This window comes from Paenibacillus sp. FSL R5-192, assembly GCF_000517845.1.
GTDB classification, from domain to species: Bacteria; Bacillota; Bacilli; order Paenibacillales; family Paenibacillaceae; genus Paenibacillus; species Paenibacillus amylolyticus.
In genome coordinates, this window is sequence record NZ_ASPR01000014.1 from 238,985 (window position 1) to 252,156 (window position 13,172).

13 protein-coding genes are annotated in these 13,172 nt (G+C 45.1%); 10 read left to right on the forward strand and 3 right to left on the reverse strand.

What is annotated here, in order from left to right:
- Position 1: 1 nt before the first annotated feature.
- Positions 2-1,219 (reverse strand): S-methyl-5-thioribose kinase, encoded by a 1,218-nt coding sequence (gene mtnK, locus C161_RS09485; RefSeq protein WP_036669902.1) that lies wholly within the window; start codon positions 1,217-1,219, stop codon positions 2-4.
- 296 nt (positions 1,220-1,515) lie between these two features.
- On the opposite strand from mtnK, the gene C161_RS09490 reads away from it, so the two are divergent.
- The 10 genes from C161_RS09490 to C161_RS32755 all read left to right on the forward strand — a co-directional run bounded on the left by C161_RS09490 (position 1,516) and on the right by C161_RS32755 (position 11,094).
- Positions 1,516-1,977, forward strand: a complete 462-nt coding sequence (locus C161_RS09490; protein WP_017689542.1) for a Dps family protein — start codon at positions 1,516-1,518, stop codon at positions 1,975-1,977.
- Between the two features lie 124 nt (positions 1,978-2,101).
- Positions 2,102-2,677 carry a DUF1802 family protein gene (locus C161_RS09495; RefSeq protein WP_017689541.1) on the forward strand — a complete coding sequence of 192 codons (576 nt, stop codon included), beginning with the start codon at positions 2,102-2,104 and terminating at the stop codon, positions 2,675-2,677.
- A 378-nt stretch (positions 2,678-3,055) separates the two neighbouring features.
- Complete coding sequence (sufC, locus tag C161_RS09500; protein WP_036609931.1) at positions 3,056-3,838, forward strand: Fe-S cluster assembly ATPase SufC; 783 nt, start codon at positions 3,056-3,058, stop codon at positions 3,836-3,838.
- Between the two features lie 25 nt (positions 3,839-3,863).
- On the forward strand, positions 3,864-5,168 hold the full coding sequence (gene sufD, locus C161_RS09505; protein WP_036609929.1) for a Fe-S cluster assembly protein SufD: 1,305 nt from the start codon (positions 3,864-3,866) through the stop codon (positions 5,166-5,168).
- Positions 5,165-6,385 (forward strand): cysteine desulfurase, encoded by a 1,221-nt coding sequence (locus C161_RS09510; RefSeq protein ID WP_017689538.1) that lies wholly within the window; start codon positions 5,165-5,167, stop codon positions 6,383-6,385. The genes sufD and C161_RS09510 overlap by 4 nt, the downstream gene beginning before the upstream one ends.
- The gene (sufU, locus tag C161_RS09515; RefSeq protein ID WP_017689537.1) at positions 6,375-6,806 is read left to right on the forward strand and encodes a Fe-S cluster assembly sulfur transfer protein SufU; all 432 of its coding nucleotides are present in this window, start codon (positions 6,375-6,377) and stop codon (positions 6,804-6,806) included. The genes C161_RS09510 and sufU overlap by 11 nt, the downstream gene beginning before the upstream one ends.
- Positions 6,807-6,826: 20 nt before the next feature.
- The gene (gene sufB / locus C161_RS09520) at positions 6,827-8,224 is read left to right on the forward strand and encodes a Fe-S cluster assembly protein SufB (RefSeq protein ID WP_036669904.1); all 1,398 of its coding nucleotides are present in this window, start codon (positions 6,827-6,829) and stop codon (positions 8,222-8,224) included.
- 301 nt (positions 8,225-8,525) lie between these two features.
- Entirely contained in the window at positions 8,526-9,875 is a 1,350-nt protein-coding gene (locus C161_RS09525) for a jacalin-like lectin (RefSeq protein WP_200869414.1), read from the forward strand.
- A 208-nt stretch (positions 9,876-10,083) separates the two neighbouring features.
- Positions 10,084-10,803 carry a M23 family metallopeptidase gene (locus C161_RS31480; protein ID WP_051449673.1) on the forward strand — a complete coding sequence of 240 codons (720 nt, stop codon included), beginning with the start codon at positions 10,084-10,086 and terminating at the stop codon, positions 10,801-10,803.
- A 150-nt stretch (positions 10,804-10,953) separates the two neighbouring features.
- Positions 10,954-11,094 carry a hypothetical protein gene (locus tag C161_RS32755; protein ID WP_017689533.1) on the forward strand — a complete coding sequence of 47 codons (141 nt, stop codon included), beginning with the start codon at positions 10,954-10,956 and terminating at the stop codon, positions 11,092-11,094.
- Between the two features lie 132 nt (positions 11,095-11,226).
- Here the strand turns inward: C161_RS32755 and C161_RS09535 are convergent, their stop codons facing one another.
- Together C161_RS09535 and C161_RS09540 are read right to left on the reverse strand one after the other, a co-directional pair.
- Positions 11,227-12,276, reverse strand: coding sequence for an HD-GYP domain-containing protein (locus tag C161_RS09535; RefSeq protein WP_036669905.1), 1,050 nt, complete (start codon positions 12,274-12,276; stop codon positions 11,227-11,229).
- A gap of 124 nt (positions 12,277-12,400) precedes the next feature.
- Positions 12,401-13,147 carry a molybdenum cofactor biosynthesis protein gene (locus tag C161_RS09540; RefSeq protein WP_036609923.1) on the reverse strand — a complete coding sequence of 249 codons (747 nt, stop codon included), beginning with the start codon at positions 13,145-13,147 and terminating at the stop codon, positions 12,401-12,403.
- Positions 13,148-13,172: the final 25 nt, after the last annotated feature.

A 13,172-nucleotide genomic window follows, 5' to 3' on the forward strand; every position in this document is an offset into this window, starting at 1 on the left:
GTTAAGCCTTAGTAGTAGTAACAGCTGTGGATACAATATCCAGTACTTCGCCGATGGTATTCAAGCGACGATTGTTCTTGATCAATGCTTTACCAATGGACAACGCTTTACGCTGAGCATGTTCACGTTCAGTTGCATTTGGAATCGTATCTATATCCGCCACGTGAGCGAGTCCCACGATACGACGAACCATTTTGGCACCTGCAAAGCCGATCGAATCTCTGAACAATTGTTGCACATACAGATCCTGATAGCCTGGCGTTTTTGCCATCGGATCAACGAGGTCGTTAACCCAGAGGGCACGGAAACGAGATTCGAATTCAGTCCATACATCACGAACCATATTCAGCATAAGCGTTTCACGCTCACGCAAAGCAGTCTCATTCTGAATCCATCCTGGCAGGGATGCGTAATTTAAGAGCAGGTTTGCGAGGACTGCACCGACATCAAATCCTATGGGGCCGTAATATGCAAATTCCGGATCGATGACTTTAGTTGATTCAGGTGTAACAAAAATACTGCCTGTATGCAGATCTCCATGAAGCAGTGCCTGCCCATGTGTCAGGAATTTTTCCCGCAGCAAGGCCACTTCAAGGTGAAGCTCTCCATCTGTACGAAGGGCTTCAGCCTCGTCTTCAATGGAAACATCATAATTATTTTTCTCAGCGATCCGGTAGGGTTCATCAAAGATCAGATCCTCCGTTATTTTGCATTGGTCCGGATTAATGAATCTGCCCTGTTGTTCCTTCTTCAATTGCTGATCCATGCCCAAGTCGGATGTGAAGAACAGCGTTCTTGCCATGAATTCCCCAATATGCTGTGCAAAAAGAGGATAGGAAACACCTTCGATCAGGCCTTTACGCATGATCACATGATCACTCAGATCTTCCATAACCGTTAACGCGAGGTCATCATCGTAATGATACACTTCGGGTACCATCCCTGGACACAGACGATACTCTTCCTGCAGAATCTCACGTTCAATGCGGGCACGTACCAGAGAGAGCGGCCATGATTCTCCAACCACTTTCGCATAAGGAAGCGCCTGTTTGATAATGATACTTTTATCGGAGTTCTGATCCGTGATGTGGAATACCAAATTCAGATTGCCATCGCCAATCTCGTGACAATCCAGATTCGCATCTGCCGCAAATGGACCCGGTAATGTTTTGGCCAGTTCAATTGCATCCTGGGGGGTAAACGGGCGATATTGGGACAAAGGTGCCACCTCCATATATATGAAGAAACAGGAAAACCCACTTCTTTGCTTGGTATATGTCAGTATATCGGAAATAACGCGGTTTTTGAACTTTTTTTTGAGACAAGTCAAGTCGATCCTGATTCGAACTTCCGGTTCAAGGGTAAAAACAAATAGGCCGGACGGTTGAGAGAAACGCCGTTAACAAGCCTCTCCACTACATGTGGTGACACATTATTAACTCTCTGTTATGCATTGCGGGACAACCTGCTTATCATGGCATGACAGACTAATTTTAAATAAAGGATGGGATTAATATGGCTACAAAAAACAAAACAGATCAAGCAAAATCGGTGGAACAAGTACTTAATCGTCAGGTAGCTAACCTGAACGTATTGTATGTTAAAATCCATAACTATCACTGGTACGTTAAAGGACCTAACTTCTTCACGTTGCATGTGAAATTTGAAGAGTTCTATAACGAAGTTACAGTACAAATGGATGAAATCGCAGAGCGTATCCTTACGCTGAAAGGTAGCCCGGCGGCTACAATGAAAGAGTATTTGGAGCTTTCCTCTATCCAGGAAGCAGCAGGTGGCGAAGACGCAAAAACAATGGTGCAAAACCTGATCGAGGACTTCGCTACACTTTCGAACGAATATCAGGAAGGTATCGAAGTTGCAGATGCAGCTGAAGATCAACCAACATCCGATATGCTGACAGGCTTTAAGGCTGACCTGGAGAAACACATGTGGATGCTTCGCTCTTTCCTAGGTTAATACAGCCAAAATTCAATCTAATATAAGGATGATTCTTACGTAAGCCTTCTGCTCCCCAATCGGTTGTCAGAAATGCCCTGAGCATCTATACTGCTGACAAGAACGATAGGGGAGGGAACCGCTTATGTTAGAACCAACGATACCGGCTTTAAAAGAATGGGCTTCTGCAATCAAAGCGCTGGAAACGGGTCGCCAAATTATGGTGATGCGCAAAGGTGGCATTGTAGAGGAAACCCGACATTTTGAGCTGAAAAGTCCAGCGTTTTATCTGTATCCGACTTATGAACATCAGCGTAAAGAACTGATTAAGTCCTCGGATCAATCCTATGTTGAAGAATCACTGGCCGAATGGGTGCCCGAAGCTTCGACAATCCGTATTACTGCATATGCCGAAGTAACGCAGGATCTGGAGATACGAGATCAGGAGATGCTGGATCGACTTCTTGACTTTCATATGTGGACAGCGGATTTTGCCGAAGACCGTTTGAAATGGAAACGGAAAGATCCGCTCCATGTATTGATTTTACGTGTGTACCTTTTGAAAGAACCGATGGAAATCCCCGTACTGCCTGAATATAATGGTTGCCGTTCATGGATTTCTATTCCGAATGGTCCGGTGCCGCGCGAAATGACGCCGGTGGTGGACGTTGCGGATTTTGACGAACAGGTACAGAAGATTAACGAGATGCTCAAATTGTAAATGGTAACGTTATTTAACGGAGGGACTTGTCCATAATATGGATGAGTCCTTTTTTTAGATTAGTGTACAGCAGATGACATAAAAGCTTGAATTGCTGTGATTTTTCTCACTGTGCATTTGTGCTTAAGATGTTTTCTGATTTGATTCAATTTGTCTTTTACTATAGAATCAGAAAGAATAAGGTTTCATGCAATGGACAAAGGTTCTTAGGAAATGACTTGATTATCATTGAGAATCAGTTTAGAATTATTCTAAAGTGTTCTTGCTTTAAGAATCGAGTACAGGAGAAATTCAGGGGAAGCCCTGTTCAGATATAATAGGCGCTTTTTCGTTTTCGACAACTAACATCAATTTAATCAATGGAGGGAAACAATACACATGGCTACGAATTTCGTCATTGAAGGTCTGAAAGCGACGATCGAAGGTAAGGAAATCCTGAAAGGCATCAACCTGGAAATGAAAGGTGGAGAAATCCACGCAATCATGGGGCCAAACGGAACAGGTAAATCCACTCTGGCTTCTGCATTGATGGGTCACCCTAAATATGAAGTAACAGACGGTAAAATTACACTTGATGGTGAAGATGTATTGGATATGGCTGTAGATGAGCGCGCACGTGCAGGTCTCTTCCTGGCTATGCAATACCCAAGTGAAATTGCAGGTGTTACAAACTCCGACTTCTTGCGTAGTGCAATTAACGCACGTCGTGGCGAAGGTAACGAGATCTCCCTGATCAAGTTCATTCGTCAAATGGAAGGTAAAATGAAAGAACTCGACATGAACCCTGAGTTTGCTCACCGTTACCTGAATGAAGGTTTCTCCGGTGGTGAGAAAAAACGTAACGAGATTCTGCAAATGATGTTGCTTGATCCGAAAATCGTAGTACTTGATGAAATTGACTCCGGTCTGGACATCGATGCTTTGAAAATCGTGGCTGACGGTGTGAACGCTATGAAGAGCGAAGACCGTGGCTTCCTGATCATCACTCACTACCAACGTCTGTTGAACTACATTACGCCTGACTATGTTCACGTAATGATGCAAGGTCGTATTGTGAAATCCGGCGGACCTGAATTGGCTCACCGTCTGGAAGCGGAAGGGTATGACTGGGTAAAGGCAGAGCTGGGAATTACAGACGAAACTGTAGGCCAAGAAGCGTAAAGACAAAACGGAGGAGGATTAATTAATGACTACACAAACAATTCTTCCGGTTGAATCTGAAGCGCTTCGCGCCTTGTCGGAAAGCAACAATGAACCCGGCTGGTTGACCGAACAGCGGCTTGAAGCTTTAAAGCTTGCGAGCGGGCTTGCGCTTCCTAAACTGGAAAAACAAAAAATCGAACGCTGGAATGTCAGCGAGTACGGAACATATAAAACAAGTGAAGCTATTTCTTCTTTGACAGAAGTACCTGCTTCTATCAAAGATCTGGTTCAGGATCAAGCTGAAGGCAGTCTGGTTATCCAGCGCAATTCCGGTACGGTTTACTCCAAGGTGTCTGCTGATCTGGCAGCAAAAGGAGTTATCTTCACGGATCTGGCTACAGCGGTTCGCGAACATGGCGATCTGGTAAAACAATATCTGAACACAGCAGTGAAAGCGGATGAGCATTCCCTCGCTGCATTACATGCGGCACTTTGGAATGGCGGGGTCTTCCTGTATGTTCCGAAAAATGTCGAAATCGAAGTACCACTGCAAGCAGTGTTGCTTACGGATGACGCATCTGCAACGTTTGCACCTCACGTGCTTGTTGTTGCAGAAGCAAACAGTTCAGTAACTTATGTTGATAACTATGTATCTGGCGAATTGTCCGCACCTGTTTTCCATAATGGTGTTGTGGAAGTATTCGCAAAATCCGGTGCTAAAGTACGTTTCGCATCGGTTCATCAACTGAGTGTGAATGTAACTGATGTTTCATTCCGTCGTGCAGTGTTGGAGAATGATGCTTCCATCGAGTGGATTGTAGGCGAAATGAACAATGGCGACACAGCAAGCAACACGATGACCGTGCTGAAAGGCAATGGATCAAGTTCTGATTCCAAAGTCATCGCTGTAGGTTCCGGTTCGCAGAAAATCAACTACACCACAGAAGCTCGTCACTTCGGCAAGAATACACCAAGCCAGATGATTACACGTGCAGTTATGCGTGAAGAAGCTTCTGCAATCATCAACGGCATCACGAAGATTGAGAAAGGCGCTACCAAAGCTGATGGACAGCAGACAGAGAAAGTATTGATGCTGAGCCCTAAAGCACGTGGAGACGCCAACCCAATCCTTCTTATTGACGAGGATGATGTAACAGCAGGTCACGCGGCTTCTGTTGGTCAAGTCAATGCCGAGCAGATTCATTACTTGATGTCGCGCGGAATTAACCGTACGGATGCCGAACGCCTGATCATCTATGGCTTCCTGGCTCCGGTGGTGGCGGATATTCCTCTGGAAGCACTGCGCACCCAATTGCAGTCCCTGATTGAGAAGAAGCTGGGACAATGAACCCGTCCATTCGCGAGCAGTTCCCGATCCTCCACCAGGAAATTAACGGACACCCGCTCGTATATTTAGATAGTGCTGCAACTTCACAGAAGCCTCATGCTGTGATTGAAGCAGTCAAACATTATTATGAGTATGAGAACTCCAACGTACACCGAGGTGTTCATACCCTTGGAAGCCGTGCAACGGACGCTTACGAAGGCGCACGTGAGAAGGTAGCCAAGTTTATCAATGCCCGCCGTACACAGGAGATTATCTTTACTCGCGGTACAACGACAGCCCTCAATCTGGTGGCTTCATCGTACGCCCGCGCCAATTGCAAAGAAGGCGATGAAATTGTTATCACGCAAATGGAGCACCATAGTAATCTGATTCCTTGGCAGCAAGTTGCCAAGGAGACAGGTGCAACATTGAAATACATTCCGCTTCAGCCTGACGGTCATATTGAATTGGCTGATGTTGAGAAGACGATTACGAACAATACTAAAATTGTAGCAATCGCTTATGTATCCAATGTTATGGGTCTGATCCATCCAGTGAAACAAATTGCTGAAATTGCACACCGCAATGGTGCTGTCATCGTTGTTGATGGCGCACAAAGCACACCTCACATGAAGGTGGACGTTCAGGATCTGGACTGTGATTTCTATGCATTATCCGGTCATAAAATGTGCGGACCAACCGGAATCGGTGCACTCTACGGCAAAAAGGCGCTGCTGGAGTCCATGGAACCCATTGAGTTCGGTGGTGAAATGATTGATGATGTGGGTCTGTACGAATCCAACTGGAAAGAGCTTCCCTGGAAGTTCGAAGGTGGAACCCCGATTATCGCAGGTGCGGTAGGGTTGGGAGCTGCCATTGATTTTCTGGAGCAGATTGGTATGGATGAGATCGCACATCATGAAAGTGTGCTGGCAGCTTATGCAACAGAACGACTGGCCGAGATCGATGGGTTAACCATCTATGGCCCAGCCAAGCGGCATGTGGGTGTTGTTACCTTTAATCTGGGGGATGTTCATCCGCATGATGTGGCAACCGTGCTGGATGCGAGTGGCGTAGCCATTCGTGCCGGACACCATTGCTGTCAACCGCTAATGCGCTGGCTTGAAGTTAGCTCAACAGCTCGTGCCAGCTTCTATCTATACAATAACGAACAAGATGTAGATCGGCTTGTCAGCGCCTTAATCCAGACAAAGGAGTATTTTGGCGATGCAACTTGATGATCTGTACAGACGTGTTATAATGGACCACTACAAAAACCCGCGTAACCGCGGAACATTTGATAATGACGCTGTCACGGTGAATTTGAACAATCCAACGTGCGGCGACCGGATTTCACTGCAAATTTTGCTGAAAGACGGAATCGTCCAGGAAGCCAAATATACGGGTGAAGGCTGCTCCATCAGCATGTCCTCTGCATCGATGATGACAGAGGCCGTCAAAGGCAAAACGATGGAACAAGCACTCGATATCGCTAACCGTTTTTCCTCACTGATGAAAGGTGAAGAAGTCGATTTCGACGATTATGAAGATCTCGAAGCCCTATCCGGTGTGAACAAGTTCCCTGCACGCATCAAATGTGCCACTCTGGCCTGGAATGCATTACGCAAAGGGATTGACGAAGAGAACAAAGTACAATAACGATAGGGAGGTAGAGCAAGATGGCTAAAAAAGCACCAGAAATGGAAGAGTACAAATATGGTTTTCGCGACGAGCACAAATCCATCTTTCAAACCGGTAAAGGTCTGACTGCAGAAGTGGTTACCGAGATTTCCAAGATTAAGAACGAACCGGAATGGATGTTGGAATTCCGTTTGAAATCCCTGAAACAATTCGAAAAGATGCCAATGCCGAAATGGGGCGGAGATCTCGACGGATTGGATTTCAATGAAATTCAGTATTATGTGCGTGCTTCGGAGAAACAAGGTAAAACATGGGAGGAAGTTCCTTCCGAAATCAAGGAAACCTTTGATAAATTGGGTATCCCTGAAGCAGAGCAAAAGTTCCTTGCAGGTGTATCGGCTCAGTATGAGTCCGAGGTTGTATACCACAACATGCAAAAGGAATTGGAAGACCAAGGTGTTATCTTCATGGATACGGACACGGCTCTCAGAGAGCATCCCGAAATCCTGCGTGAATATTTTGCAACGGTTATTCCACCAGCAGATAACAAATTTGCTGCTTTGAATAGTGCGGTATGGTCCGGAGGAAGCTTTATCTACGTGCCTAAGGGCGTTAAATGTGAAGTACCTCTGCAAGCCTACTTCCGGATTAACTCCGAGAATATGGGACAATTCGAGCGTACACTCATCATTGCGGACGAAGACAGCTTCGTTCACTATGTAGAGGGATGTACAGCTCCAATCTACAGCACGAACTCACTGCACAGTGCGGTTGTTGAGATCATCTGTAAGAAAAATGCTCGTGTTCGTTACACAACGATTCAAAACTGGGCACCAAACATCTACAACCTCGTTACGAAACGTGCGGTTGCTGAAGAAAATGCTACGATGGAATGGGTCGATGGTAACATCGGTTCCAAACTGACGATGAAATATCCAGCGGTTGTACTGAAAGGCCGTGGAGCTAAAGGTTCCGTACTCTCCATCGCTGTAGCTGGTAAAAACCAGCATCAGGATGCAGGTGCAAAAATGATCCACTTGGCTCCGGATACAACATCTACGATTGTTTCCAAATCCATCAGTAAACATGGTGGTAAAGTAACGTACCGTGGTTTGGCTTCCTTTGGGCGTCAAGCTGAGGGCGCGAAATCCAACATCAAGTGTGATACACTCATTCTCGATAATGAGTCCACATCAGATACAATTCCTTACAATGAAATCATGAATGATAACATCATGCTGGAGCATGAAGCTACAGTATCCAAAGTGTCTGAGGATCAACTCTTCTACCTGATGAGCCGTGGTCTGACTGATGCAGAAGCAACACAGATGATTATCATGGGCTTCATTGAGCCATTCACGAAGGAATTGCCAATGGAATACGCCGTTGAGATGAATAGATTGATTAAATTCGAAATGGAAGGTTCCATTGGTTAATCCAATGCAGCGCCTTTCGAAGCCGTAAAGCTGAAGCTAGTTGCTGATGTTAAGCGGTAGATATCGTTTTATGTGATCGAATACCCTCTAGAACAGACTTTCTAAAAAGTCTCTCTAGGGGGTATTTTTATTCAAAAAATCTGGGGATAAAAGTGATCAGAAGGTTATTCTGTTATCGGAGTGGCAAGTGGAAATATTCTTTAGTTCAATTTGTATATTTACAAATGAATAGACCAGCGTTATTCTTCCATTAACGAATATTACATATATTTGAATAGATTCTAATATGAGGAGGGGTATGATGCGAAGAAGTATAGTTAAAAAAGGAGCAGCCTTGGTATTGTCTGCTGTTGTTGCCTTTACGAGCTCTCCGTTATTTTTATCAACGGCGAGTGCAGCAGAAGATGGATCGGTATCGGGTTCATTCAACGTACTTAGTTACAATGTAGGTGGTCTTCCAGACCTGGTATCCAGCTCCAATCCCAAGGAGTACACCGTTCAGATTTCCCCCAAATTAAATGACTATGACATCATTAATGTGCAAGAGGATTTTAATTATCATAATGAGCTGATATCTCAGGTCACTCTGCCGTATTTGACGACAACAAGCGGAATTGCGGGTTTTGGTAGTGGGTTGAACAGTCTGTCCAAATATCCATTCCGTGACTTGAAACGTATTACCTGGGATAAGCGATCTGGTCTTTTTGACAATGGAAGTGATGAATTGACTCCAAAAGGATTTACAGCAGCTACATATGAGATCACACCTCAGGTAAAATTGGACGTGTACAACTTGCATGCGGACGCAGGTAGCGATGATAAATCGCTTGAGGCCAGACGAGATAATATCAGACAACTCTCCAATTACATAAAGGAGCACTCGGACGGGAACGCAGTTATCGTATTTGGGGATACCAATACACGGTACACCCGTGCTGCTGACAATATAGAGTTGCTCATGTCTGAGAATGGTTTAAGAGATCCGTGGATCGATTTGATCCGAGGTGGGAGTATTCCCGCTGATGGAGACGCCCTTATGGATGCAAGCAATTTAAATGGACCCAACTATGAGATCGTGGACAAAATTTTGTATCGCGGAAGTAAAGCGTTGTCCCTTAATGCACAGAGCTATCGGTTAGAAAATCAAACATTTGTTGATCCGAGTGGGAAGCAACTCTCCGATCATTATCCGATTACAGCGGAATTTGTGTACAGCACATCTTCTCAGTACCAACTAAGTTCAACAATCGGAGGATCTGGAGGAACTGGGTTTAATGATCTGAATCAGATTCCCGATGCCAGACCTAGCTCAGTGGTGCTTAATTCGGGCAACCGTGTAGACGGCATTTCAACGCTGTACAGGGATGGAACGAACCTGGTACATGGTGGTCAATCCAACATTGCCACACTGAACTTGGCAGACGGAGAGTACTTAACCGAGGCAACAATTGGTCAGGGGACACGTAATGGAGATAAACGGATCTTTTACGTGGAGTTGTCCACCAATCTTGGAAATAAAGTTGAAGGCGGACAAAAGACCTCGGATCAAATCAAACTTGAGGCACCAGCGGGGTGGTACATTGCCGGATTTTATGGAAGAGCAGGACAGGAATTGGATCAGCTAGGCGTCATATACAGACCTCTGAATTAGAAGTGAGCAGTGGTTAAAATGAAATAATAATATATACATCTCATAGAGTGTTCATATTAGCACAGCGCCGCTTGGAATATACCGTTGGAGAGACCATAAGGTTTCCTAAATGATATTCTGAGCGGTATTTTTGTGGAATAAAATAAGACCAATAGCACAAGCCATTTCATAGATTTAAGCATTTAATGATAGAAAAGGATGTGAGTGTATGAGCGTGAACCCTTTCGAGGGATATCGGATTACAAGTTCATTCGGCTATCGAATTCATCCTATTCATGGTGGACAGACATTCCACCGCGGAATTGATCTCGTGACAGAGCCTTGGAATGGCCCCGTCTATGCCTTTATGGAAGGTAGGGTACGTTTTGCTTCCGAAGGAGTTACAGGCTCCGGATTCGGCGGTTATGGGCTTACAGTTGCACTTCAAGATCATCGCGGTTACTTGCATTGTTATGCTCACCTTTCGCGGATTGCCGTAAACGTTGGGCAGCGGGTGAAGAGAGGCCAGCTTATCGGTAATCAGGGAAGCACGGGTCAGAGTACCGGCCCGCATGTACATTATGAGATCCGGAAAACCAGCGCACCATCTTACGGATATACTGCCAGCGAAGATGGTGTGACAGAACCGGGTGCGTATCTACAGGCCGAATACGGAACTGCATCTCAGGAACAGGAGGCTCCGCCGATGACGTCTGAGCAGAAGAAAATGTTTGAAGCCATGCAGAAAACGCTGGAGATTCAAGGGGGATGGATTCAGCAACAGGAGCAACTTTCCAATATGGTTTGTCCCGCATGGGCGCAACAAGCGTTTGATTATTATCGACCGTTTATTATGAATGACAAAGGCAGTTATGAATTTTGGAGATTACTTGTTATCATGTACCGCAAGGAAAAAGGCATCCAGGTTCATTCGGAGTCCGATATATAGATCCCTGCAAAGAACAGGGAGTAGCAAAAGGCTAACCCACTCAGGTAGATGCAGACAGACAACCATTTATCGAATGTTGCCTGTTCGCCCGGTTCATTCCAACGGAAACGTCATATGTTAGGGTATACCTGATGAAGAGGAGGCAATCACATGAGCGAAGTAGGATATGGCTGTGGTGGCAATGTAGGCGGAGTAGGCGGCGTTGGTGGATACAATATGTTCACAAACACTGGTGCAATCTTGGTACTGTTCATTCTGTTGGTTATCATCACAAAAGCATTCTGTGTGTAATCCAACATGATCGAATCGGAATAGACAAAAGGGAAGCCGATTACGGCTTCCCTTTTGTCATATGCCAACCTATAAGTTGGTTATTTCAGTTACTATGGGGTTCTTCGTATACATGCTGTGTACAATGAACAGTTACTGTACATAAATCTCAACGATAGCAATATCTCTTTCTTTCGCTAAATCGATAAAGGCCGTAGAGGTCTGAACGAGTGGTCGGAAATAATCCGCAGGATTATTCATGACAATGAGCCCCGTCTGACCCGTGGTGAGCAGAACCCTTTTACCGATAAAATTAGGCAGCATGTGCTTGATCAGTTCCTGTGTTGCTTCAGCATTTAACTGACCAAAGCTGAGGCTGTACAGCTCACACAGAACAGAGATCAGTTCCTGTTTGGTCTGGTATACCCGATTCGTCGTCATGGCGCTGTAAACGTCTGCTACAGCAGTTATACGGGAATAGGGGTGGATCTCGTCTCCTCGCAGTCCATGAGGATAACCACTTCCATCCTCGCGCTCATGATGTTGAAGTGCAACCGTTGCCAGAATTTCATCCTGCGTGGATTCTTTAATGATATCGTACCCATAGAATGTGTGTTTCTTCATTTCGTCAAATTCTTCCGTGGTCAATTTACCAGGTTTATGTAAAATCTCAGAAGGAATCTTGGACTTGCCGATATCATGAAGATATCCTGCTTTGGCTACAGTTAGACATTCCTCGGGGTTGTAACCCATCCAGCCGGCGATATAAAAAGCGAGCATTCCGACTTGCAATGAATGGTTGTACGTATAATCGCTATCCCCGTCAAGCATAAGCAACAAGGAGACAACATCTTTTTGTTTTTCCAACTGTTCTGTTAGGGTAAACAAAATCTCATCGACCTGTGTCTCATCAATAAAACCCTTCTCCATCGCTTGTTGAAATAGAGATTCAGTACCTTTGATCGTATCGTTAAACAAATTAGTTAACAGACGGGTTTGATCGGAAGGTAAGGTTTGTGCATCAGAGTGTAGGTCGGATGGTGTGTGTTCTACATCTGCGTACTCGATTCCATGTTGCAACAGTTTGGATAGGTCATCTTCACTGAGGGTGGAACCTTTCATCAGCATGTGGAGACCCGAACTGTTGTATACATCATTTTGTAACAGGTCACCCGGTTTAAGATCAGTAACATGCACTCTCACGTATAAACCACCTTTTCTCGACTAATATCGACACATATAATTATAATAACAAGAAAAAAATGGGTTGACAACGACTTATTTACTATTAACCCACTCTGTCTAAAAAGGTGTAAAGGCTCATTGTTTAGTTCTCCATGGGGTTCCATGGTCCTAATTGATGCCCCTTCCATTCAGATCCATCTTCCCAAATTTCCTTTTTCCAGATCGGAACGGTCTGTTTCAGTCTCTCTATGGCGTAACGGCTTGCATCATAACAGTCGTTGCGATGAGGCGAGGAAACAGCAATGACTACACTAATCTCTGCCACATCTACTTTGCCGATTCGGTGACTGATTGCACATAACACACCAGGCCAGCGATCGGAGATTTCCACACCAATGGCTGCCATCTGAGAAAGAGCCATCGGCACATAGGCCTCGTATTCAAGATGAACGGTGCGCTGTTCACCGGTCATTTCACGAGTTGTACCTACAAAAGTAAGAGCTGCCCCGTGATTCGGGGTAATCACTAGCGCCGTTGTTGCTTCCACGGACAAAGTGGATTCTGTAATTAGAAATAAGCCATCTTCAGTCCGATGCTCTGGAACGGTAGAGCGAAGCTGTTCATCGGATATATCCGTACCATCGCCTCCAGAGACGGGAGGGATCAACGCAAGTTCATCTTCTGAGCTAAGTATAGTATCGGCAGGAGCGTACTGCTGGTTAACTGCCAAAAAGGATGTCCTTATCTGAGAAGCTGCCTCTGGGTAGGCTAGACTCAGTTTTTCTTTTAAATCGGCAGCGGTTGGAATGTCTCCAATGTACTCAAACTCCAGAAGGGATGTATTTAAACGTTCTGCAATGCCTGCAAATAGTTGAATTGTCAATTTCATGGATATGACTCACCTCTTTTTGATC

Bases quoted from the DNA above. Each gene is read 5' to 3' on its own strand.
- C161_RS09490 (WP_017689542.1), top strand. From the start codon at position 1,516: ATGGCTACAAAAAACAAAACAGATCAAGCAAAATCGGTGGAACAAGTA.
- C161_RS09495 (WP_017689541.1), top strand. From the start codon at position 2,102: ATGTTAGAACCAACGATACCGGCTTTAAAAGAATGGGCTTCTGCAATC.
- sufC (WP_036609931.1), top strand. From the start codon at position 3,056: ATGGCTACGAATTTCGTCATTGAAGGTCTGAAAGCGACGATCGAAGGT.
- sufD (WP_036609929.1), top strand. From the start codon at position 3,864: ATGACTACACAAACAATTCTTCCGGTTGAATCTGAAGCGCTTCGCGCC.
- C161_RS09510 (WP_017689538.1), top strand. From the start codon at position 5,165: ATGAACCCGTCCATTCGCGAGCAGTTCCCGATCCTCCACCAGGAAATT.
- sufU (WP_017689537.1), top strand. From the start codon at position 6,375: ATGCAACTTGATGATCTGTACAGACGTGTTATAATGGACCACTACAAA.
- sufB (WP_036669904.1), top strand. From the start codon at position 6,827: ATGGCTAAAAAAGCACCAGAAATGGAAGAGTACAAATATGGTTTTCGC.
- C161_RS09525 (WP_200869414.1), top strand. From the start codon at position 8,526: ATGCGAAGAAGTATAGTTAAAAAAGGAGCAGCCTTGGTATTGTCTGCT.
- C161_RS31480 (WP_051449673.1), top strand. From the start codon at position 10,084: ATGAGCGTGAACCCTTTCGAGGGATATCGGATTACAAGTTCATTCGGC.
- C161_RS32755 (WP_017689533.1), top strand. From the start codon at position 10,954: ATGAGCGAAGTAGGATATGGCTGTGGTGGCAATGTAGGCGGAGTAGGC.
- C161_RS09540 (WP_036609923.1), bottom strand. From the start codon at position 13,147: ATGAAATTGACAATTCAACTATTTGCAGGCATTGCAGAACGTTTAAAT.